The organism is Segatella baroniae DSM 16972 = JCM 13447, from assembly GCF_000426585.1.
GTDB lineage: Bacteria > Bacteroidota > Bacteroidia > Bacteroidales > Bacteroidaceae > Prevotella > Prevotella baroniae.
This window is the reverse complement of sequence record NZ_AUFQ01000002.1, coordinates 34612-57314: the sequence shown is the minus strand read 5'-3', so window position 1 is coordinate 57314 and position 22703 is coordinate 34612. Positions and strand designations below refer to the sequence as shown.

Here is a 22703-nt window from a genome sequence, read left to right as displayed (position 1 = left end):
ATCTATTCAAATGACAACCCTTATTGCTTCAAAATATGCTGAAACAAACTATCCTTGTCGCAGCCACCTGGCTGCTTTTCATGACCACACGGGCAGCGACAGCTGACTATCATGTGGTTCCATTGCCACAAACCATCACGCTGGCAAAAGGCAAACCGTTCGTCTTGGACGAAAGGACGAAGATTGTCTGTGGCTCTTCCGAAGAGTTGATGCGTCATAACGCACGCTTCCTGGCTCAATATGTGGAAGACGTCACAGGACAGAAGATGGACTGCGTGGCCAATGTTCCCAAAGGGGAAAAGGCCATTCGACTGGCCATAGACCACAAGATTGTGGGAAAAGAGGCCTACCGTATCACGGTGAACGACCGACTGGTCACAATAGCAGGCGGCACTGCGGCCGGCGTTTTCTATGGTATACAGACGCTGCGCAAGGCTTTGCCCGTGACCATTGACGGCACCGGGAAAGGTCAGACGCCACGGGTGGAGCTTCCCGCAGTGCAGATTGCCGACGCGCCGCTGCTGCCTTATCGCGGAATGATGCTCGACTGCGGCCGACACTTCTTTCCCCTCAGTTTCATCAAGCGGTTCCTTGACTTGATGGCCCTGCACAATATGAACGCCTTTCACTGGCATTTGAGCGAAGACCAGGGCTGGCGTATCGAGATAAAAAGATATCCCAGGCTCATGGAAATTGGCGCTTGGAGGAGCGGAACGGTGGTGGGACACAACTCTGACGTGGACGACCATCAGCCGCATGGTGGCTATTATACGCAAAAGGAGATGCGCGAAGTCGTGGAATATGCCCGCCAACGCCACATTGAAGTGATACCCGAAATCGACATTCCGGGGCATACCAAGGCGATGTTGGCCTCCTATCCCGAACTGGGATGTACAGGTGGCCCTTATGAAGTGGGGCACAATTGGGGCGTTTACCACGACGTGTTGTGCGTGGGAAACGAACGGGTGTATGCTGTTTTGCAGGATATCATTGATGAATTGTGCCAAATTTTCCCATCGGCACGCTTCAATATCGGGGGCGACGAGGCTCCTTCCACACGCTGGCAGCAGTGTGAACGCTGCAAGGCGAAGGCAAAGGAACTGGGCATAGACGCCAAACATCTGCAACAGTACTTCACCAAACGTGTGGAAAAGTACATCAACGGAAAAGGAAAAACGATGATTGGATGGGACGAAATACTGGAAGGGGAGCTGAATCCGTCGACCATTGTCCTCAGCCGACGCTATCTTTCCACCTGGAGCAAGGCCGCAAAGGCGGGCCACGACGTAATCACTTGCCCTGGCAGATATGCCTATTTCGATTATTATCAAGCCAAGAACACGCTGTACGAGCCGCAGGCCATCGGCAACTATCTGCCTGTTGAGCAGGTGTACAGCTTCAATCCACGTCCGGACAGCGTGTCGGCGGACATCACACGACACATCATCGGCGTGCAAGGAAACCTATGGACGGAATATGTTCCCACCACGGCGCAGGCCGAATACATGGTGTTGCCACGCATGGCCGCGCTCTCCGAGGTGCAATGGATGCCTGCTTCGCGCAAGAGCTACGACGCTTTCGTGGCGCGTGCCACGCGTCTTGCCCGCCTTTACGACCGCTATGGCTATACCTATGCGCTGCATATCTGGCCCGAAAGATACAATCACGACAGGGCCGTGTGGTAGCATGCCGCCCCTATAGCATGCCCATGGCCTATATCACGCCGATCAGCAGCATCGTGATATGGGCCACGAAAGCGGCGGTCAAGCCGCCGATGGTGTGGGAAAGGATGGCTTTGCCTGTCAGTTCGCGATAACCCAGTGAGTCGAGCATGGCCGTATGCGTACTCAAAAAGCCACTCCAGCACATGCCGATGGCTGTAAATACGGCGATGGCATTGCCATCAACCCAGCCTTGCGCAAGGAAATTGGGCACCAAACTCAAAGCGGCGCCCACGGCTCCCAATGCTGTGATGGGGAAAGCAATCTGATGAGGATCCGTAAAACCAAACAAAGCGCCGAACAACCAGTCAAGTTTGTTGGCCAAAGCCGGCAATAAATCAATGCCTTCGTAGGCCGCGCCCGTGTAAGTACCATTGCTGCTGGGGCCGAAGGTCAGCACCATTACAAGCGTGGAGATAATCAACACGCCGGGAATAATGGCCAATCCTACGTCAACACCGGCCTTACCGCCGTCGAGCAACGCGTTCAGCGTTCGCAGGAAGGCAGAATTTTCCTCGGGATGCTGTATTTCCGGCTCCTCATACCCGTTGCCGTTGCCATTCGCGTTCTCCACCGCGTAGGCCGGATAAGCCTTTACGACAAAATGCTGCATGCACCGTGTGGAAACCATACAGCCACAAGCGGCTCCAAAAAGTCCCACCATCGGTTCAAGGAAAAAGCCTTGTCCCACCATAAAAACAATGACAATCAGGCCCATACCAAAGGCTGTACCGAAGTTGGTAAGCGAGATATACTGGTATTTCTTGAAGTAAGAGCTGAATCGTTTGTCCTTCGACAGCGAAATAATCGCGGGATTATCAGACAGGAAAGTCATGACTGCCCCCAGCGAAGCCACACCCGGCAGATTAAACAAAGGCCGCATCAACGGACGGAGAATCATTTCCAGCAGGTCGACAACGCCGAACTCTACGAACAGTTTACCGATAGCACCCGTCAGAACGCAGATACCCATCAAGTAGAACACCGTATTGAGCAACAGGTCATGTGCCGTGTGCATGATGGTGTTGAGCATGTGAGCCACGCCCATCTGATAACCAATAAAACTAAAAAGTGCCGCTACCACCAACAGACAGATAATACCGGACAGTCTCTTCTTAAAAGGACTTTTCATGGATTGTAATTAAAAGAGTTTTTATTTCTTTACAAAGACCGCACAAACGAGAACAATATTTCAAGTGATCGCGTGCGGTTTATCTTGCGCAAAGGTAGCACTTTTTTACACTTCACCTCATAAAAGTCCGTATATTTAATGAAAAAATATGCTATATAAAATCACTTTCCTTTCGTTTTCAACAAGCGATAGCCGATGATGCCGCCCAGAATAGAGGCCAGGAAGATACCTACCTTGGCCTGATTATGGTTCTCGGGCGAATTGAAAGCCAGCATCGTAACGAACATTGACATCGTAAAACCGATGGAAGCGAGGAAGCCCAGACCGGCCACCGTGCGCCAACTGATGGAGCGGGAACGCCTGCCCAGTCCGAGTTTCTCGGTCAGCCACACGGCAGAAAGGATGCCAAGAGGTTTACCAAGAAGCAAACCGCACGTCACACCGAGCGCAACTCCATTCGCGCTCAACATGCGAACGTCCATATCGACAAACGAAACGCCGGCATTGGCCAAGGCAAACACGGGCATAATGACGAAAGAAACGAGGGGATGAAGGCCATGTTCGAGCCGCTGAAGGGGTGGTATGGCCTGAATCGAGTCGGCTTTCACCTTCTCCAAGATTTCCAATTGTTCGGGCTCTAAGGTCCTTACGTTATTGGCTTCGGCCTGTTCAAACTGCCGGGTGAGCTTCTTTACGCGGGCAATAAACGCGGATTCGGGGATGCGAGAGTCAGCCGGGATAACCATCGCCGCCAAAACGGCCGAGATGGTAGCGTGAATACCCGACATCAGAAAGGCCACCCAAACGCCACCGATGCCCAAAACGCCATAAAACCATACATTCTTGATTCCAAGACGGTTGCCCACAAACATGGTCAGAAGTAAGGCCAAACCGATCGCCAGATTGAAGAAAGAGATTTGAGAAGTGTAGAAAAGGGCAATGACCATCACCGAACCGAGGTCGTCTACTATGGCCAGCGTCGTCAGAAAGATTTTGGCCGACACGGGAACGCGGTCGCCCAGCATATAAACCACGGCCAAAGCGAAGGCGATATCCGTAGCCATCGGGATTCCCCAGCCATGGTCTACAGACGTTCCAAGGTTGAAAAGCAGATAGATGGCGGCCGGAAAGAGCATGCCAAAGACAGCTGCCACCACCGGCAACACAACCTTCCGCAAGTCGCGCAGCTCGCCTCCGATAAACTCGCGCTTCAGTTCCAGTCCCACGACGAAGAAAAACATCGACATGAGTCCGTCGTTAATCCAGTGCTCTACGCTGAAGTTGAGCAAGGGCCGACCGTCAACGATGAAACCGAAATGATGTTCCAAAAACTGCGAATACTCATCACGGAGGGGCGAATTGGCCAATATCAACGCCAAAACAACAAACACGGCCAACACGATACCGCTTGATTTCTCACGGTGCAGAAACTGCATCGTGGGGATAATCAGCCGGTTCTCAATATTCTTTTGATAAAGTTCTCTCATACAATCTATTAAAGATAAATTATAAACACAAAGCTATCCTGAATCTTTGTTGCATACAAAAATAATAAAAATAAGTAAACGGACGAAATTATTTCATAAATATCGCTCGATCTGAATTATCTTTACAAACGCCTTCTGCTGGTTGCGTTATTTGCCACAAAAAAGATTTTGGTACGAAATAACGCAATTCTCGCGATTTTCATAAATCACTATCAATCAGCCATTTAGCTTTTTTCGCCATGCGTTCATCACCCTTTCGCGCCCTATTTTGCCCATTTTGGGGCTTTCATTGTGGCCCTTTTGCGTTGTAAAAGCTGCCCTTTGACACGCTAAAAGCTATGCTTTCACCACGCGAAAGCATAACTATGACCTCACAACCATGCGTTTGGGCGCTTCAAACCTCTATAAACGGCCGCTCCACTGAGCCAGATGGGCATATTCAGAAGCTTGTTTTTGAGTGAATAAAACTTGACAAATTAGATTTGAAGTGTGAATATTAAAAGGTGAAAATGGTTGCTTATTTCGCCTTTTTTATTAAGTTTGCATCATAAGTTATACTCTTTCACGAAAAAGGAACAACAATGAAGATGGATATACAAAGCATAAAATACTTCTTGACAACAGGTATGTTCTTAAAAACAGAGCATCGATCGAAACTAAGAAATATACTTATCAGACAGCTGCAGAAACTCTATCTCGCTGTAAAATTCTTTTTAGAACGCGACCATATAGCCTCTGCTACGCAACTTTCGTTTTCAACGCTCATGGCAATCGTGCCTATTGCCGCTATGATTTTTGCTATTGCGGATGGCTTTGGCTTTGGTAAGTTTATTGAGAATCAGTTCCGTGAGATGCTGTCGGCACAACCAGAGGCTGCCACTTGGCTGCTAACGCTCACTCAATCTTATCTTGTTCATGCTAAAACAGGACTCTTTATTGGAATTGGATTGGTGATCATGCTTTACAGTGTCTTCTCGTTGATAAGAACGGTGGAGTGTGCTTTCGATAGTATATGGCAGGTGAAGGATTCTCGCCCATTTAGTAGGATCATCGTAGACTACACCGCGATGATGTTTCTTGTGCCTATCAGCATTATCATATTGTCGGGACTGAGCATCTATTTCTATAGTTTTATAGAGAATTTAAATGGTCTTCGTATTCTTGGAAATATCGCAAGCTTTTCTCTTCGATACCTTGTGCCGTGGGCAATTCTTACTTTTATGTTCATTGTACTTTATGTTTTTATGCCCAATGCGAAGGTTAAGATTACTAAAACAATAGGCCCCGCAATGATTGCCAGCCTGGCGATGCTCTGCTTACAGGCTGTTTATATTCACGGACAGATATTCCTCACAAGCTATAATGCCATCTATGGCTCCTTTGCGGCACTTCCGCTGTTTATGTTATGGATTCTTGCGTCGTGGTATATCTGTCTTTTCTGTGCTGAACTCAGCTATACCAACCAGAATTTAGAGTATTATGAGCGTCTGATAGATGCGCAAGATATATGTCATAACGATCTTATGGTGATGTGCGCGACCGTGTTGAGTCATATTTGTCAGCGTTTCGCAAATGGTGAAACTCCTCATACAGCCTTGCAGATAAAAGCGGCAACGCATATTCCGGTACGTGTTACTATGGATATTCTACATCAATTAAAAGAGGTAAATCTTGTTTCGGAGAATCATTCGCCTACTACTGACGAGGTCACTTATACCCCTACACATGACACGAATAACATTACTGTGGGTGAAATGATTGCTCGTTTAGAATCCGCACCTTCATCGAAGGTTGCCCTTTTAGGTTTTTCACCTAACAAGGCGTGGAACCGTGATGTATATAATAAGGTGGAAAATGTACGTGCCGCTTATCTGAATGAATTGAAATTGATCAATATTAAGGAATTGATAAATAGACCCAAAGAATAAAGAGGCAGAACTTCGGGTGAGTTGCGCAAAGAAAGCGAGCATGATTCATCACGTTCCGCCTATTCGTCTTTATATACTCGCATCTGACAGGCACGGAAACAAAAAAGGCCCGACAGCATTTTCCTGCTGTCGGGCCCATGATTGTATGGATTTGAATAAAAAAAGAAGTCGGCTAAAGCCTGTGCGGAGCGTCAGAGACGGACACTAACACCGGCATACCAAGTAGCTCCAAAGACGGGAGCGTACATGAACGCGGCGTCATCGGTGTGCTTTTCGTCCTGAATATAACTGAAGATGTTCTTGCCACCGGCATAAACCGTGAACATCTCACCTATGCGTTTAGCCACACGACAGTTGAAAAGCATGCAGGCATCGGTCTTCTTTATCTTAGAGTCTTGCATGCCGGCTTCAGCCATATAGTCGATATACATTCTGCCTTGGAGCGAGCTGGTGAGCGTGAAAGTCCACGTATTAGGCGTGTATTCCAGCGTAAAGTCGCCGGTCATGCGTGGGAAACGTGAAACCTGCTTGCTGTCTTTCTCATACTGTTTGTACTCAGCCTCACGGCTCTGAACACTGGCCAAGTTGGCTTTCGCGGTCTTCAAATCATCCGCATTACCACCGGCCAACGCCTCCTTTACAGCATCTTCCAGACCACTGATGATGTCGTCGAACTTCCATTCGTCGCGCACGTTCTTGTATTCGCCTTGATTGAAAGTCCAATTAAGGTTGGCTGTCAGGTCTTTCATGAGGCTAATCTTAGCACCCAGTTCAACTCCCTGCACGTAAGCATCGCCCTTATTCTCCCACTGATAGGTATAACCCAGGGCCTTTACCTTATCGTCGGCATCGCCAAAGGCAATCTTGTTCTGCAGATTCGTGCGGAAGAGGTTGGCACTCAGCTGATAGTTCTTGCCATAGTAATCGCCCGAGAGGTTGAAACTGAGCGACTTCTCGGCTTTCAGATCAGACGATTTCCATACGCGGGGCGAACCCGAACAGAGGTGCAAGTCCTCGGAGAAGCCGTAAGGAGCACGGAAACCGGTACCCACATTGGCACGAAGTACGAGGTTGGAAGTAGCCGCATACTTGATGGCCACACGAGGATTGACGCTCGTCTCATTGAACTTGGTCTTCGGGAAATTACCATCAAACACGACTTTGCTTGACGAGTACTCCTCGCCCGAGCTATGGCTATCGAGGCGCAAGCCCGGAACAACGCTCAACTGCGGGGTTACATCCCACTCATCCTGCACGAACAAGCCGAACTCATTGGCGTGCTTCTTACCGATAGAGGTATAATCCGTGCCATAATAAGCGTCTCCGGGCTTGCCCGTAACGCAATAAAGGCCGGTCTCACGCAAGCGGGTGAAATAGCCCTGTGCGCCAAACAGCAGATTATGATTGCTCATCTTCGTACCGAAAGTGAGCGATGGTGTCACCGTATTCTCCTTAGCCAAATAGGGGCGCATGCTACTGACATCGGGTTCCTTACCTCCATGGGTCTCCTTATACGAACCGAGATAAGTGTCGTTGGTCGCTTCGCGGCGGTGATGTACGTAGGCAACCGCCAGATCGAACCGCGAATACCGGCCCACGGGCAGCGAATAAGAGAGTTCGGACGTGAGACGCTTCGTGTTGATGTTCTCCGTCATTTCGGTAAAGGGGTTCAGATACTGGTCGTCGGTCATGACACCGCCCCGGCGTTCCTCGTCAGTGGCCTTGCCGCGGAGGACGAGTTTGTCGTTCTTTGCGAAAGGATTGTAGAAGTACAGACCGAAACCCAGATTGTTCACCTTTTCGTTCACACGGTCGGAAATGCCGTCTTTGTGCTTCACTTCCTTGCGACCCACGCCGTCCTGAGTAGCGTCGACAGCGTCCATCTCCGTGCGTTGCGCGAACACATTGAAGCCGATGTCGCTGTTACGCCATGAACCGGAGGCGTTGTAGTTCTTATAACCAAAGTTACCAAACTGCAAGTCGCCCTTGATACTCGGCTCATAGCCCGGCTCCTTCGAGATAAGGTTGATGGCTCCGGCCACGGCGCTGCTGCCATAGAGGGCCGAGCCCGCGCCCTTGACAATCTCGATGCGGTCGAGGTCGTTGGTATTCATCTGCTGAAGGCCATAGACGCCCGCCAGTCCCGAATAGATGGGCTCGCCGTCGATGAGCACCTGCGTGTGTTCGGCCCCCAGTCCCTGCATGCGCACTTCGGAGAAGTTGCAGAACTGGCACTGTTGTTCCACCCGAATGCCCGGCGTATTCTCCAATGCCTCAAACACATTCTGGGCATTCTTGTTGACGATGGCCTTCGAAGTGAGCACCTCCGTGCGGATGGGCACGTTCTTTATATAGTGCTGGGTGCGTGTGCCCGTCACCACCACCTGGTTGACCGACAGCTCGTCGTCGTCCAAATGGAAGTAGGCGCCCGTGCCTTTCTCGCGCTGCATCATCACTTCAAGCTCCTGGTCCTTGTAGCCCACCATCGAGGCGACGACCGTCTGCTTGCCCAGAGGCAAGTGGGGCAGCTGGAAGTGGCCGGTTTTGTCACACATAGTCTTGAGTTTCGTGCCCTTCACCTTGATGGTGGCATAGGGCAAATGCTTTCCGGTGGTCTTGCTTTTGACGTCGCCGAAGAGCATGGCGTCGGTCTCCTGCGCGCCAATTTGCAAGGCACACAGAAGTCCAACCATAAAAAGTAAAAGCTTTTTCATAATCAAATCGCTTGTAAATAAAATTAGAGTGCTGCAAAGGTAGGCATTTTCTGCGGGAAAGCCAATACCTATCTGTGGGTAATGATTGCGCTTCGATTCTGCTTTTGTAAACTTTTATTCACTAAAAAACGGCTCCGTCTCGAGTGTCATTCCGTGCCGCTGTCAGCCCACGGACATGCTTCCATGTGCCGTTCGGCCGCTTCCGTGCCGCTTGTCTCCATCCTTTCAGCGCGCCAAAGCAGCCCTCCGAGGCCTTCGTTTCAGTCCTTTTCCATGCCTGAAGCATGGCGGCTGTCCGCCCACCGCAGCCCTTTTGCCTGCCAAGAGTGCAGCTTTCGCCGGCCATGGCAGTCCTTTTGTTGCCTGGTTTGCAGCTAATCGGTTGATTGTCAGGCTGTAATGTGAACGTCGAAATCCTGCCGTCTTTTTCATCCAAAGTACTTTCGTCTGCAAAAAAGGCCACTTTTTTAGTGTTGTTTGTCAAATATTTTCACACAATGGCTGTGCTTCGGAAGGACTACTTTGGGCTGTCGACAAACTTTTTTCGCCCAATAGGCTTGGAATACGAATATTTTATGTAAGTTTGCAATATCTATTTACAAAAACCTGAACCATTGAAATATATAGCTTTGCCTGAAAAACGCGTACGACGGCTGTCCTTTTACTTGGCCATGGAAGAGTACGTAGCCCGCCACATCGAAGCTCCCGACTGCTTCTTCATGTGGCAAGTGGAACCCAGTGTGATATTCGGACGCAACCAACTGATAGAAAACGAGGTGAACCTGGACTATTGTCGGGCCAACAACATCCACACTTATCGCCGCAAGAGCGGGGGAGGATGCGTCTATGCAGACATGAAAAACATCATGTTCTCGTACATTACGGACGAAGACAACGTCAATTTCACGTTCAACCGTTATATAAATATGGTGGTGCTGACGCTCGTCAAGTTGGGCGTCGACGCCCGGGCCAGCGGCCGCAACGACGTGATGATCGGCGACCGGAAGGTCAGCGGCTCGGCCTTCTACCGACTGCCGGGCCGCAGCATCGTCCACAGCACCATGCTCTACGACACCGACATGCGCAACATGGTGGGCGCCATCACGCCCAGCAACGAGAAACTGCTGAGCAAGGGCGTGGAAAGCGTGCGCCAGCACATCGCGCTTCTGAAAGACTATGCCGACATTTCGCTGGAAGACTTCAAGGCTTTCGTCAGGCAAAACCTGTGCGACGGCGAGATCATGCTGACCGAAACGGACATCCGCGGCATTGAGGAACTGGAGCAGGAATACCTCGCCCCGGCCTTCATCTACGGCAAAAACCCCAGCTATACGCTCGTCAGGAAGAGGCGGATAGACGGCGTGGGCGAGCTGGAAGCACGCATGGAGGTGAAGAACGACCGCATCAAGGCCATCAACCTGGTGGGCGACTACTTCCTCATAGGCGCGCTCGACGACCAGATTTTGCAGCCGCTCATCGGCACGGAACTGCGCGAGGAGGCGCTGCAAGAAGCCTTGAAGGGCGACACGGCCGACGTCATCATGAACCTGAAGAAGGAAGACCTCATCCGACTGCTGCTCGAATGAGCCGTGGCCGACACCTCGACCGCCCGACTTCCGCCGACGGCCATTCCGTCCGGAGCCGGATGGGGCGGACGATTGCACAGCAACCAATTTTTCCCGCTTACTTATAATAATTAGCTTATGGAGAACAAACGAACTTGTCTCTATGACAGACACGTGAAACAAGGGGCGTTGATCTCGCCTTTCGGCGGATTCGACATGCCCATCCAGTACACCAACATCACGGAAGAGCACCAGGCCGTGCGCCAACACTGTGGCGTCTTCGACGTGAGCCACATGGGTGAGGTGACGGTGGAAGGCCCCGACGCCGAGCGGTGGGTGAACCACATCTTCACCAACGACGTGACGGGCGCACCCGTCGGCAAGGTTTTCTACGGCATGATGCTCTACGAGGACGGCGGCACGGTCGACGATCTACTGGTCTACAAGATGGGCGAGCAGCGCTATTTCATCGTCATCAACGCCGCCAACATCGACAAGGACTGGGCTTGGATGCGGCAGAACGCCGAGGGTTTCGACATCGACCTGCGGAACCGGAGCGACGACTACGGTCAGTTGGCCGTCCAAGGCCCGGAAGCCGCCGAAGTGATGGAGAAGGTGTTGCGCCTTGCGTGCGACGAACTGACCTTCTACACCGTCAAGACCATCGGCGACATCATCGTCAGCCGCACGGGTTATACGGGTGAGGACGGCTTCGAAATCTACGGTTCGCATGCCTATATACAGCAGGCTTGGGACGCGTTGATGGCCGCCGGCGTCACTCCCTGCGGCCTGGGGTGCCGCGACACGCTGCGCTTCGAGGTGGGATTGCCGCTCTACGGTGACGAGTTGTCGCCCGAAATATCGCCCGTCATGGCGGGCCTGAGCATGTTCTGCAAGCTCGACAAGCCCGAATTCATCGGCAAGGAGGCTCTCGTCAAGCAGAAGGCGGAGGGCGTCAGGAGGAAGCTGGTGGGCATAGAACTCGCCGACAAGGCCATTCCGCGCCACGGCTATGCCGTTTTGAAGGACGGACGGGAGGTGGGCGTGGTCACCACGGGCTATCACACCATCTCTACTGACAAGAGCGTTTGCATGGCATTGGTCGACGCCGACTGCGCAAAGCTCGACACGCCGCTCGACATTCAGATTCGCAAGAAGGTGTTCCCGGGGCATGTTGTCAAGAAAAGATTCTACGACAAGCATTATAAGAAATGAGGAATGTGAAGTGAGAAGTGTGAAATGTGCAATGAGGAATGTGCAATGAACACTTCAAACTCCACATTTCTCATTTCAAACTCCCCATTCCTCACTTCTCATTACACATTTCTCATTTCTCATTTCACATTTAAAACACTTCACATTCAACATTTAAAACATCACATTAACAATATGGCTAAATTTATAGAAGGGCTCTATTATTCAGAGTCGCACGAGTACGTGAGAGTAGAAGGCGAGTATGGTTACGTTGGTATCACCGACTTTGCGCAGCAACAGCTGGGCAACGTGGTCTACGTAGACCTGCCCGAAGTTGACGACGACGTGGAAGCCGACGGCGAGTTCGGCGCCGTGGAGAGCGTAAAGGCCGCCAGCGACCTGGTCAGTCCGGTGAGTGGCACCGTCGTCGAGGTGAACGAAGCCCTGGAAGACGCGCCGGAACTGGTCAACCAGGACGCTTTCGGCAACTGGATCATGAAGGTGAAGCTGGCGGACATGGGCGAGTTGGACCGTCTCATGGACGTCAAGGCCTACGAAGAATTCTGCAACAAGTGAGCCATGGACTACAAATACTTCCCTCATACGGCGAAGGATGTCCGGGAAATGCTCGACACCATCGGCGTGACTTCACTGGAAGACCTCTACGCCGAGGTGCCGGCAACGATTCGCTTTCAAGGCGAATACGACATACCTTCGGCGAAAAGCGAACTTGAAATCAGGCAGCTTTTCGACAGACTGGGCCGTGAGAACCGACCGCTGACGTGCTTCGCCGGCGCCGGCGTCTACGACCACTACACTCCTTCCGTGATTCCTTCCATCGTCTCGCGGTCCGAATACCTCACAAGCTACACCCCCTATCAGGCCGAAATCTCACAGGGAACGCTGCACTACATCTTTGAATACCAGAGCATGATGGCCGAACTGACCGGCATGGACGTGTCCAATGCCTCCATGTACGACGGCACGACGGCCACGGCGGAGGCTGCCATGATGGCCGTGGCGGCCGGAAAGAAGGCCAACCGCATCCTCATTTCCGACACGGTGGACCCGAAAATCAAGGACATGGTGCAGACCTACGCGCGCTTCCACGACATGGTGGTCGAGCCGATAGCCGAGAAACGGGGCGTCACTGACAAGCAAGACATGCAGACGAAGCTGGAAACAGGCGGCGTGGCGGGCGTCATCGTGCAGCAACCCAACTACTTCGGCGTCGTCGAAGACTACACGGGCTTTGCCGACAGCTGCCATGCCGGCAAGGCGTTGCTCATCATGAACAGCGTGGCGGCCGACCTGGCCATCCTGAAAACACCCGGGGAATGGGGCGCCGACATTGCCGTCGGCGACGGCCAGAGCCTGGGAATACCCATGCAGTTCGGCGGTCCCTACATCGGATACATGTGTTGCAAGGAGAAACTCATCCGGAAAATGCCCGGCCGCATTGTGGGTATGACGCAGGACAACCGCGGACAGCGGGCCTTCGTCCTCACCTTGCAGGCCCGCGAACAGCATATCAGACGGCAGAAAGCCACGTCCAACATCTGTTCCAACCAGTCGCTCATGGCCTTGTTCGTGACCATCTACATGGCCCTCATGGGCAAGGAGGGACTGAAGGAGGCCGCCCGGCAGTCGTATTGCAAGGCCCATTATCTGCACGAACAGCTGCTGGCGACGAGTCGTTTCACCGAGGCGTTCGCCCATCCGTTCTTCAACGAGTTCTGCGTAAGGTACGACGGCGACGTCGACGGACTGCTCAAACGCTTGGAAACGGCTGGAATCTTCGGCGGAATCAAGGTCGGCGACAACCTGCTGATGATTGCCGTCACCGAGAAACGCACGAAAGAAGAGATGGATAAACTTGTAAAAATAGCTGCATCATGAACAACAAACTATACGGAAACTTGATTTTCGAGCTCTCCAAGGAGGGCCGTCGCGGCTATTCTCTCCCACGATTCGAGTGTGAGAAGTACCGGATTCCACAGTCATTGTGCCGCGAAAAGGACGCCGAACTGCCCGAATGTGACGAGCTGACGGTCGTTCGGCATTATACGAACCACAGCGCCAACAACTTCGGCGTGGACAATGGGTTCTATCCTTTGGGAAGTTGTACGATGAAATACAACCCCTGCATCAGCGAGGAAATGGCTTCCCTGCCCGCCTTCCGCGACCTTCATCCGTTGCAACCGGCCGACAGCGTGGCCGGTGCCAGGGAGGTTTGCCGAGACTTGGAACAGCTGCTTTGCCGGCTGACGGGCATGCACGCCTTCACGCTCAAGCCCTACGCGGGTGCCCACGGCGAACTGACGGGACTGATGGTGATACGCGGCTATCACGAAAGTCGCCATGACGACAAGCGCACGAAGGTGCTCATTCCCGATTCGGCTCACGGCACCAACCCCGCGTCGGCCGCCGTATGCGGGCTGGAAGTGCTGGAAGTGAAGAGTCTCTCCGACGGAACTGTCGACGTGGAAGACCTGAAAGCCATCATCCAAGTGCAGGGATCGGAAATCGCCGGCATGATGATGACCAATCCCAATACGCTGGGACTGTTTGAAAAGAACATTCCTGAAATCGCGAAGCTTGTCCACGACTGTGGCGGACTGATGTATTACGACGGCGCCAACCTCAATCCGATGCTCGGTGCGTGCCGTCCCGGCGACATGGGCTTCGACGTGATGCACGTCAATCTGCACAAGACCTTCTCCACACCGCATGGCGGTGGCGGACCGGGGGCAGGCCCCGTCGGCGTGAGAGCGGGCCTCGAAGCCTTCTTCCCCGCCGTAAGTCCCTACGAAGGCAACTTCGCCGTGCTGATGCGGGCCTACGCCTACATCCTTTCCTTGGGCAAGGAGCACGTCAAGGAGGTCGGTCCGTTGGCCACGTTGAACGCCAACTACATCAAGGAAAGGCTGAAAGACCTCTATCTTCTGCCCATCGAAGGACTCTGCAAGCACGAGTTTGTATTCGACGGTCTGGCCGACAAGTCGACCGGTGTCACGACGATGGACGTCGCAAAACGCCTGCTCGACTACGGCTATCACGCACCGACGATTTACTTCCCGCTGCTTTTCCACGAGTCGCTGATGATCGAACCCACCGAAAACGAGAGCAAAGAGACAATCGACGGCTTCATCGAGGTGATGCGGAAGATAGCCCAGGAGGCGAAGGAACGGCCCGAAGAGCTGAAAGCCGCGCCCCATCTGACGCCCATCGGCCGCGTAGACGACGTGCAGGCGGCCAAGCATCCCGTGGTCACTTATCAACAAATGCAGCATGACGACAATTGACCTTATTATAATAGGTGGCGGACCCGGCGGCTATGAGGCCGCCGGGCATGCCGCAAAGCATGGCCTCGACGTGGTCATCATCGAACGGGGAAACGTAGGGGGCACCTGTCTCAACGTGGGTTGCATACCGACCAAGACCTGGTGTCACGAAGCCGACGTGCTCCGCGCGCGCCTTTCGGCCGATCCGCAGGCCGCCGTCGACTTCCAGCATGTGCGCCAGCGCCAGACGGAAGTGGTGGCCCAGCTGCGTGGCGGCATAGAGACCTTGCTCTCTGCACCCAACATTCGGTTGGTAAAAAGCGAGGCTCAGTTTGTGGATGGACACACCGTGACGACCGGCGATGAAACTTTCACCGCCCCCAACATCATCATCGCCACCGGTTCTGAAGCCAAAATGCCCCCCATCGGGCAGCTTGACAAAGACCGTATCATGACATCTTCCGAACTATTAGCCATTGACCACGTGCCCGAAAGTCTTGTGATTATCGGCGCAGGTGTCATCGGAATGGAGTTTGCGAGCATATTCCAGACTTTCGGAAGTGAGGTTACGGTCATCGAATATCTGAAGGAATGTCTGCCCATGCTCGACAGCGACATTGCCAAACGCCTTCGCAAGTCGATGGAAAAGCGAGGTATTACGTTCCACATGCAGGCCGGTGTCACCGCCATTACGGCCGAAGGCGTCACGTTCGAGCGCAAAGGCAAGGCCCAAACCATCAATGCTGAAGCCATTTTGGTGGCCACTGGCCGCAAGCCTTGTTTGGAACAACTTCACTTGGAGGCTGCCGGTGTCGACTTCTCGGCCAAGGGTATCGTCGTCGACAGCCGGCTCCGGACTTCGGTCGAGGGCGTCTATGCCATTGGCGACGTCAACGGACTGACGATGTTGGCCCACGCCGCCTCGATGCAAGGTATCAAAGTAGTGAACCATATCTTGGGACTGACCGACCACATCCGGCTCGACATCATGCCGTCGGCCGTCTTCACCTATCCCGAAGCGGCCAGCGTAGGCGCGTCGGAAGACTTCTGCAAGGAGCATGTGCAAGGCTACGGCAGCCTGAAAGGCTACCACCGTGCCAACGGCAAGGCCGTGTCCATGGACGAAACCGAAGGAATGGTGAAGCTGCTGACCGACGCCGAGGGCCAACTGATTGGCTGTCACGCCTATGGAGCCCACAGTGCCGACATGATACAGGAGGTCAGCAGCCTCATGTGCTTGGGTGCGACGGTCTCGCAGCTGCGCGACATGATTCACATTCATCCCACTTTAGGCGAGATTTTGCATGCGGCAAGTATGAATTCCTGACCTTTTTTTGTAACTTTGGTTCCCAAATGACAATGTATGGGAAGAAAAAACAGACATCGAGAGTGGCTTGATTACGTCTTGATCGCGCTGGCCATGATGATGGGAAGCGTAGGGTTGGGCGTCTTCATGCTGCCCAATCACATCACGATGGGAGGCGTCGGAGGCATTGCCTCCATCCTCTATTGGGGACTGAACATCCCCGTTACGACCAGTTATCTGGTCATCAACATCTCACTTCTGCTGCTGGCGTTCTGGCTTCTCGGCTGGAAATTCTGCGCCAAGACCATCTATGCCGTCGTCGTCTTCACCGGAACGCTGGCCGTCGTCCAACACTTCATGGGAGATACGCACCTTCTGAAGGACCAACCGTTCATGGCCACCGTCGTCGGAGCTTTCTTCATGGGCGGCAGTTCAGGGCTCGGACTGGCGTGCAATGCCAGTACAGGAGGCTCTGATACGATAGCGGCGATGGTCAACAAGTACTACGACATCTCGCTCGGACATATCGTTTTCATCTGCGATTTGGTCATCATCACATCGAGTTACCTGGTTCTTCACGATTGGGAAATGGTCATTTATGGCTACGTTTTCCTGTTCATCTTCGTCATCTTCATCGACCAGGCCGTCAACATGATGCGGCGTTCCGTCCAGTTTTTCATCATTTCCGACAAGAGCCAGGCCATCGGCCAGGCCATCAACGAGCGGGCGCAACGCGGCTGTACCGTCATCGACGGCCACGGATTCTACAGCGGCAAGGACGTGAAAATACTGTTTGTGCTGGCCCGCCAGACCGAGTCGTCCTCCATCTTCCGGCTCATTGAGGAGATCGACCCTAACGCTTTCGTGTCGCAGAGTGCCGTCATCGGCGTCTACGGACTGGGCTTCGACCGCTTCAAGATGAAGTTGCGTGACAGCAGGAAGCCCAATGCCCTCCAGTCCTAAGACCGTGACATTCCATCCGCTGCGCCTTTCCGCGCCCCTTCCCGGCCGATTCAACAACCCGTTCTGCTATGAGCCGGAGGCTTATGGCCGTGCCGCGGCGTCGCTGTTGCAGGCTGCCTTGCGGGGCGAAGCGGTGGAAGGATATGCCATCGACGAGGCTTTCCGCCGCGAAACGGCCCAGGGCAAGATGTTTGGCGTGCTGGTCGCGGCCGACAAGGAGACGGGGGCTGTCGGCTATCTGGCCGCCTATTCGGGACAGATAGACGGTCGCAGCGACTGGGAAGGCTTCGTTCCAGCCGTGTTCGACTATCTCCAACCCGACGGTTACTTCAAACGGCACGAGGCGGAGATTAGCCGCATCAACCAGGCCATAGGCCGACTGGAAGGCGACGAACGGATGAAGGTGGCGCAAGACGTGATTCGCCAACTCGAAGAAACACGCCGGCAGACCATCGAAAACTACAGGAAGGAGATGAAAACGGCCAAGGCCCGCCGCGACGAACGCCGCAGAATGGGCGACCTGACGGCCGAAGAAACACAGCGGCTGACCCGTGAGAGCCAGTTTATGAAGGCCGAACTGCACAGATTGAAGATGTCGGTGAGCAACGAAACGGCTTTAGAGAGAGAATACAATGCCTTTCAAGACGACCTCGACCAGCTGCGTCGACTCCGTCGTCAGCTCTCCGACCATCTTCAACGCTGGCTTTTTTCCCAATTCAACATGCGCGACAAGGACGGACAAGAGGCCGACCTGCTGACCATTTGGGCACACGCCGACACGCCGACCGACCTTCCACCGGCCGGCAGTGGCGAGTGTTGCGAGCCCAAACTGCTGCAATACGCCTTCACCCACGGGCTCCGTCCGCTGCAAATGGCCATGTTCTGGTGGGGCGAAAGCCCGAAAGACACCGTTCGCCACCACCTTCATTTCTACCCGGCTTGCAACGGCAAGTGCAAGCCCATTCTGCGATTCATGCTCGGCGACCTGCTACCGGCCGACCTCAATCTACCTATTTCATCCGATTCCACCAACGACAGCGCGGCCACCGCGGCTCTACAAACGCTGGAAACGGTCTATTCCGATTCTTTTATCATCGCCGTCAACAAACCGGCGGGCCTCCTTTCCGTTCCGGGCAAGGGTCAACGCGTGTCGGCCCTCACGCTGTTGCGCCACATGTTGCCCCATGCCGAAGGCCTGCTGTTGGCCCATCGGCTCGACATGGACACCAGCGGACTCCTCCTCTGCGCCCTGACCGAAGACATGTACCACGCCCTTCAGGACTTGTTTCTGCGCCACCGAATCCACAAAACCTACATCGCCTTGGTCCGCCCGCGTGCCGATTCGCCCCTGCTCGACGGCCGGCAGCGTGGCACTGTCAGCCTTCCACTTGCCCCGGACTACCTCGATCGTCCCCGACAACGCGTCGACCGCCAGCATGGCAAGCCTGCCGTCACCGACTATGAGGTCATCGGCCGCCAGACCGACGGCGACGGTCGCACGCTCCTGCGCCTGGCCCTGCGACCACAGACGGGCCGCACCCACCAGCTGCGCATGCACTGCGCCCATGCCGAAGGCCTCCGCGCGCCCATCGTGGGCGACCCGCTCTACGGCGATTTGCCCGCTCCGCGCATGTACTTGCATGCCGCCCGCCTCGCGTTCGTCCACCCCTTGACGGGCCGGAAGATGGAAATCGAGTGCCCGCCCGACTTCTAACGTTAACATTAAATTGCCTTTTTTCACTTGCAAGTATCATTAAAAATGTAGATATTTGCAACTCATAAACCACCTTACCTATGTTTTCACAAGAAGAAATCGACAACTACCGTGCCGCCGTGCTGGCCGCCATGCTGGCCAAGGAAGACGCCGACGGGCGGAAAGTGATGGACGAGAAAGAAGCCAAAATGGTGCTCCGGGGCTTCACCGACGACGAGTTGAGCGACGGCATGCCCTTCAATACGCCCGAAGAAATGGCCGACATGTTGTTGTCCGATTGACTTTTTCATGATTCAATTCCGCAAAGCCCACGCCGACGACTTCGCTTCCTGCTGGCAACTGATTGACGACGCCCGCTGGAAGATGATTCGCGACGGTCGCAAGCAATGGACGCCCGACTATCCGTCGGAGGCCGTCGTCCGGCAGGACATCGCCCTCGGACGCGCTTTTCTGCTCGCGGACGACGGGCGAATCGTGGCCTATGGCACCGTCGGCATGAACTGCGAGCCGGCCTACACGCAGCCTTCGGCCCACTGGCTGACCCATGGCGACTACTTCGTCATCCACCGTCTGGCCGTCGACACGCGGACCCGGGGCCGGGGCTACGGCCGCCGTTTCATCCATGAAGCCGAGCGACATGCCCTCCGCCAGGGCGTCGGCAGCCTGAAGATAGACACCAATTTCGACAATACGCAAATGCTTTCCATCCTGCAAAGCACGGGTTACGTGGCGTGCGGCGAGATTGATTACGGCGACAAAGGCCCGCGGCTGGCCTTCGAGAAACTTCTTTCAGTCGAGTGATACCACAGCATTTTGATTTAATTCATATAACTAAATACCTAAAAGATTATGACAAAACAAACGACAACGCTCACAACCCAGATGGTTGCCGACGCTTTCTGCAAACACTTCAGTCAGCCCGCCGAGTGCTTCTATGCCTCTCCGGGCCGCATCAATCTCATAGGAGAGCACACCGATTACAATGGGGGCTTCGTGTTCCCGGGGGCCGTTGACAAGGGCATGATTGCCGCCATCCGTCCCAACGGCACACAAACCGTACACGCGTTCTCCATCGATCTCAACGACGAAGCAGCGTTCGACCTCAACGACGAGCAAGGCCCGAAAGCCAGCTGGGCACGCTATATCTACGGTGTTTGCCGTGAAATGATGGCTCGTGGCGTAGCCGTTCAGGGCTTCGACACAGCTTTCGCGGGCGATGTGCCCCTCGGTGCCGGCATGTCTTCATCGGCCGCGCTGGAGAGTTGCTTCGCTTTCGCCATCAACGAGCTGTTCGGCGAGAACAAGATTGAGAAGTTCGAGCTGGCCCGCGTAGGTCAAGCCACCGAGCACAAGTACGTGGGCGTGAACTGCGGAATCATGGATCAGTTCGCTTCTGTCTTCGGTAAGGCAGGCCATCTCATGCGTCTCGACTGCCGTTCGAGCGAGTTCGAGTACTTCCCCTTCAATCCCGAAGGCTACCGTTTGGTATTGCTCAACTCCTGCGTGAAGCACGAATTGGCCTCGTCGGCCTATAACGACCGCCGTCGCAGCTGCGAGAATGCCGTGGCGCACATCGCCAAACGCCACGAGGGCGTGGAGACTTTGCGCGACGCTTCATGGGAGTGGCTCGACGAAGTGAAGGCCGAAATCCCTGAAGAGGACTACCGTTGCGCCAAGTACGTGCTGGGTGAGAAGGACCGTGTGCTGGCCGTTTCCGACGCGCTGACCCACGGCGACTACGACACCGTGGGCCGGATGATGTATCTCACGCACGAAGGACTGAGCAAGGACTACAAGGTGTCGTGCGAAGAGCTGGACTATCTCAACGACATCGCCCGCGAATGCGGTGTCACTGGTTCGCGTGTCATGGGCGGAGGCTTCGGCGGTTGCACCATCAACCTGGTGAAAGACGACCTCTACGACCGCTTCATCGCCACGGCGAAGGCCAAGTACAACGAGCGTTTCGGCAAGGAACCTCTCGTCTACGACGTGGTCATCGGCGACGGTTCGCGCCGTCTGGAGGCATAAGACAGCCGTTCCAATCTCCATATAAAGCAGCAATCCCACCCGTGGATTGCTGCTTTTATGTTTGATGGCTCGCCTGCCTCCCGCCTTCCGATTCACCATTGGCTTTCAACCCAAAGCGCCCATTGGGATTCAAAATGCAAGTAATTGTCCCCAATAGGTTCATTTGAATATGATTGTGGTGTACTGTGCGCAAACTACTGCTTGTACTTCGCCTGCTACCGCGTAGCGGTTGGCCTTTTTAAAGGGCTGGGTTGCGAGCGAAGTGAGCTACCCTGCCTGACCAGTGACAGAGAAATCTAGGCCGAAGGCCTTGGTCTTTTTTATCCCCAAGCGTTCTTTGGACGATGGTCATGCCGTACTGCGCACACTACCGCTTACACCCCGCCTACAACCGCCAAGTAGTTGCATGCGCAATGCACCATGATAGTGTCCCCAATGAACTATTGAGTATCAAGAAATGCCTGTCGCAGACTGCGCAAGAAGTGAAGCCAGCGGCTTCATCGCTCGATAACCCCTGGTCATCTCTGCGAAGCGGAGTGACCAGGGGATGAAAGGCAAAGCGGAAATCGACCCTGGAAGGGTCGCCCAAAGACAGCCGTGATGACCGTGGGCGACCCCTCCAGGGTCGACGGATGGCTGGCGGGCACACCTCCCCCGGTCATCCTTCGGCATGACCGGGGGTTACGGAGAGGTGAAGCCGCTGGCTTCAATACCCGCAGGAAGGCCTCGGGTGCAGTCATGTAAGCCTGCTCTAAAAGGACCAACCGCCATGCGGTTGCAGGCGCACAGTACTGCATGACCATGCTCCTATGAACCGATAGGGTTTAAACGAGGGGTCAAGCATGGGTGGTTGGGGGGCAAGCATGGGTTGTTGGCGGGCAAGGAGGAGTGATTGATTGTTGGAAATCAGGAACACCGGTTGCGCCGGCTACCGAGTGACGGTTGGTCTGCTTGCAACCGATCTCCCCTGTCTCTTGCGCGTGTGTCGATGAGTTGCGAAACAGGCTCATTGCCCTTTGCAAAAGCACAGCTTTGGACGTGTCAAACTACAGCTTTGAGCAGGTGAAAGCACTGCTTTGGGTGTGTCAAAGCACAGCTTTGAGCAGGTGAAACCACAGCTTTGGGTGTGTCAAAGCACAGCTTTGAGCAGGTGAAACCACAGCTTTGGGCGTGTCAAACCACAGCTTTGAATAGGTGAAAGCACAGCTTTGAGCAGGTGAAACCACTGCTTTGAGCAGTTGAAATCACTGCTTGGGTGTGTCAAACCAAAGCTTTGAACAGGTGAAACCACAGCTTTGGGCGTGTCAAACCACAGCTTTGAATAGGTGAAAGCACTGCTTTGAGCAGTTGAAATCACTGCTTTGAGCAGGTGAGAGCACAGCTTTGGGCTTGTCAAAGCTGTGCTTTTGTCGGGTGAAAGGGCTGCTTTGGCAAAGACATGGGCCTGCGCTTGCGGTAAGCCTGCGCCGCAAGTGTCTTTTCCCTGTCGGGATTTAGTGTTATGAGCATGACTCCAATCTTTGCGGAAAGGTTCTTGATGAAGCATTTCGCGCAAGGGGAAATCCCTTTGGATTCGGCCATTTGGCGGCGCGACGGCGCACCCTTCATGGCCCAAAAGCAAAAAGAGTGGGAGGCCGCTATGGGCTTCCCACTCTTTCATGGTGGTG

Annotated in this window: 17 protein-coding genes; 13 read left to right on the top strand and 4 right to left on the bottom strand. The window is 54.0% G+C overall.

The window, feature by feature from the left end; translation table 11 throughout:
• Positions 1-35: 35 nt before the first annotated feature.
• A complete protein-coding gene (locus K334_RS0102070; RefSeq protein ID WP_027444429.1) occupies positions 36-1685 on the top strand; it encodes a beta-N-acetylhexosaminidase in 1650 nt (549 codons plus the stop codon).
• A 28-nt stretch (positions 1686-1713) separates the two neighbouring features.
• On the opposite strand, the gene K334_RS0102065 is transcribed toward K334_RS0102070, so the two are convergent.
• Both K334_RS0102065 and nhaA read right to left on the bottom strand, forming a co-directional pair.
• Positions 1714-2853 carry a nucleoside recognition domain-containing protein gene (locus tag K334_RS0102065; RefSeq protein WP_027444428.1) on the bottom strand — a complete coding sequence of 380 codons (1140 nt, stop codon included), beginning with the start codon at positions 2851-2853 and terminating at the stop codon, positions 1714-1716.
• A 161-nt stretch (positions 2854-3014) separates the two neighbouring features.
• Positions 3015-4340, bottom strand: a complete 1326-nt coding sequence (gene nhaA / locus K334_RS0102060; RefSeq protein WP_025881901.1) for a Na+/H+ antiporter NhaA — start codon at positions 4338-4340, stop codon at positions 3015-3017.
• Between the two features lie 581 nt (positions 4341-4921).
• On the opposite strand from nhaA, the gene K334_RS0102055 reads away from it, so the two are divergent.
• Complete coding sequence (locus K334_RS0102055; protein WP_025881900.1) at positions 4922-6268, top strand: YihY/virulence factor BrkB family protein; 1347 nt, start codon at positions 4922-4924, stop codon at positions 6266-6268.
• Between the two features lie 191 nt (positions 6269-6459).
• On the opposite strand, the gene K334_RS0102050 is transcribed toward K334_RS0102055, so the two are convergent.
• Positions 6460-8982 (bottom strand): TonB-dependent receptor, encoded by a 2523-nt coding sequence (locus tag K334_RS0102050; RefSeq protein ID WP_025881899.1) that lies wholly within the window; start codon positions 8980-8982, stop codon positions 6460-6462.
• Positions 8983-9596: 614 nt separating this feature from the next.
• Here K334_RS0102050 and K334_RS0102040 point away from each other — a divergent pair.
• The 11 genes from K334_RS0102040 to galK all read left to right on the top strand — a co-directional run bounded on the left by K334_RS0102040 (position 9597) and on the right by galK (position 21036).
• A complete protein-coding gene (locus K334_RS0102040) occupies positions 9597-10568 on the top strand; it encodes a lipoate--protein ligase (protein WP_021589558.1) in 972 nt (323 codons plus the stop codon).
• A gap of 117 nt (positions 10569-10685) precedes the next feature.
• A complete protein-coding gene (gene gcvT, locus K334_RS0102035; protein ID WP_025881897.1) occupies positions 10686-11762 on the top strand; it encodes a glycine cleavage system aminomethyltransferase GcvT in 1077 nt (358 codons plus the stop codon).
• Between the two features lie 174 nt (positions 11763-11936).
• The gene (gcvH, locus tag K334_RS0102030) at positions 11937-12317 is read left to right on the top strand and encodes a glycine cleavage system protein GcvH (RefSeq protein ID WP_027444427.1); all 381 of its coding nucleotides are present in this window, start codon (positions 11937-11939) and stop codon (positions 12315-12317) included.
• A 3-nt stretch (positions 12318-12320) separates the two neighbouring features.
• The gene (gcvPA, locus tag K334_RS0102025) at positions 12321-13640 is read left to right on the top strand and encodes an aminomethyl-transferring glycine dehydrogenase subunit GcvPA (RefSeq protein WP_027444426.1); all 1320 of its coding nucleotides are present in this window, start codon (positions 12321-12323) and stop codon (positions 13638-13640) included.
• A complete protein-coding gene (gcvPB, locus tag K334_RS0102020; protein ID WP_027444425.1) occupies positions 13637-15046 on the top strand; it encodes an aminomethyl-transferring glycine dehydrogenase subunit GcvPB in 1410 nt (469 codons plus the stop codon). The genes gcvPA and gcvPB overlap by 4 nt, the downstream gene beginning before the upstream one ends.
• Positions 15033-16352 carry a dihydrolipoyl dehydrogenase gene (lpdA, locus tag K334_RS0102015; RefSeq protein WP_025881896.1) on the top strand — a complete coding sequence of 440 codons (1320 nt, stop codon included), beginning with the start codon at positions 15033-15035 and terminating at the stop codon, positions 16350-16352. The genes gcvPB and lpdA overlap by 14 nt, the downstream gene beginning before the upstream one ends.
• Before the next feature lie 36 nt (positions 16353-16388).
• Positions 16389-17294 carry a YitT family protein gene (locus tag K334_RS0102010; RefSeq protein WP_025881895.1) on the top strand — a complete coding sequence of 302 codons (906 nt, stop codon included), beginning with the start codon at positions 16389-16391 and terminating at the stop codon, positions 17292-17294.
• A complete protein-coding gene (locus K334_RS0102005) occupies positions 17278-19008 on the top strand; it encodes an RluA family pseudouridine synthase (RefSeq protein ID WP_051218628.1) in 1731 nt (576 codons plus the stop codon). Before K334_RS0102010 ends, K334_RS0102005 begins: the two co-directional genes overlap by 17 nt.
• An 80-nt stretch (positions 19009-19088) precedes the next feature.
• The gene (locus K334_RS0102000) at positions 19089-19289 is read left to right on the top strand and encodes a hypothetical protein (protein WP_021589544.1); all 201 of its coding nucleotides are present in this window, start codon (positions 19089-19091) and stop codon (positions 19287-19289) included.
• Positions 19290-19296: 7 nt separating this feature from the next.
• Entirely contained in the window at positions 19297-19809 is a 513-nt protein-coding gene (locus tag K334_RS0101995; RefSeq protein WP_025881851.1) for a GNAT family N-acetyltransferase, read from the top strand.
• 81 nt (positions 19810-19890) lie between these two features.
• Positions 19891-21036, top strand: coding sequence for a galactokinase (gene galK / locus K334_RS13305; RefSeq protein ID WP_051218640.1), 1146 nt, complete (start codon positions 19891-19893; stop codon positions 21034-21036).
• Between the two features lie 1129 nt (positions 21037-22165).
• On the opposite strand, the gene K334_RS14700 is transcribed toward galK, so the two are convergent.
• On the bottom strand, positions 22166-22696 hold the full coding sequence (locus K334_RS14700) for a hypothetical protein (protein ID WP_154655524.1): 531 nt from the start codon (positions 22694-22696) through the stop codon (positions 22166-22168).
• Positions 22697-22703: the final 7 nt, after the last annotated feature.

Excerpts from the sequence above, each read along its gene's own strand:
- gcvT (WP_025881897.1), top strand. The coding sequence starts at position 10,686 with ATGGAGAACAAACGAACTTGTCTCTATGACAGACACGTGAAACAAGGG.
- K334_RS0101995 (WP_025881851.1), top strand. The coding sequence starts at position 19,297 with ATGATTCAATTCCGCAAAGCCCACGCCGACGACTTCGCTTCCTGCTGG.
- K334_RS14700 (WP_154655524.1), bottom strand. The coding sequence starts at position 22,696 with ATGAAAGAGTGGGAAGCCCATAGCGGCCTCCCACTCTTTTTGCTTTTG.
- K334_RS0102055 (WP_025881900.1), top strand. The coding sequence starts at position 4,922 with ATGAAGATGGATATACAAAGCATAAAATACTTCTTGACAACAGGTATG.
- K334_RS0102005 (WP_051218628.1), top strand. The coding sequence starts at position 17,278 with ATGCCCTCCAGTCCTAAGACCGTGACATTCCATCCGCTGCGCCTTTCC.
- gcvPB (WP_027444425.1), top strand. The coding sequence starts at position 13,637 with ATGAACAACAAACTATACGGAAACTTGATTTTCGAGCTCTCCAAGGAG.
- gcvPA (WP_027444426.1), top strand. The coding sequence starts at position 12,321 with ATGGACTACAAATACTTCCCTCATACGGCGAAGGATGTCCGGGAAATG.
- nhaA (WP_025881901.1), bottom strand. The coding sequence starts at position 4,340 with ATGAGAGAACTTTATCAAAAGAATATTGAGAACCGGCTGATTATCCCC.
- K334_RS0102010 (WP_025881895.1), top strand. The coding sequence starts at position 16,389 with ATGGGAAGAAAAAACAGACATCGAGAGTGGCTTGATTACGTCTTGATC.
- K334_RS0102070 (WP_027444429.1), top strand. The coding sequence starts at position 36 with ATGCTGAAACAAACTATCCTTGTCGCAGCCACCTGGCTGCTTTTCATG.
- gcvH (WP_027444427.1), top strand. The coding sequence starts at position 11,937 with ATGGCTAAATTTATAGAAGGGCTCTATTATTCAGAGTCGCACGAGTAC.
- K334_RS0102065 (WP_027444428.1), bottom strand. The coding sequence starts at position 2,853 with ATGAAAAGTCCTTTTAAGAAGAGACTGTCCGGTATTATCTGTCTGTTG.
- K334_RS0102050 (WP_025881899.1), bottom strand. The coding sequence starts at position 8,982 with ATGAAAAAGCTTTTACTTTTTATGGTTGGACTTCTGTGTGCCTTGCAA.
- galK (WP_051218640.1), top strand. The coding sequence starts at position 19,891 with ATGGTTGCCGACGCTTTCTGCAAACACTTCAGTCAGCCCGCCGAGTGC.
- lpdA (WP_025881896.1), top strand. The coding sequence starts at position 15,033 with ATGACGACAATTGACCTTATTATAATAGGTGGCGGACCCGGCGGCTAT.
- K334_RS0102000 (WP_021589544.1), top strand. The coding sequence starts at position 19,089 with ATGTTTTCACAAGAAGAAATCGACAACTACCGTGCCGCCGTGCTGGCC.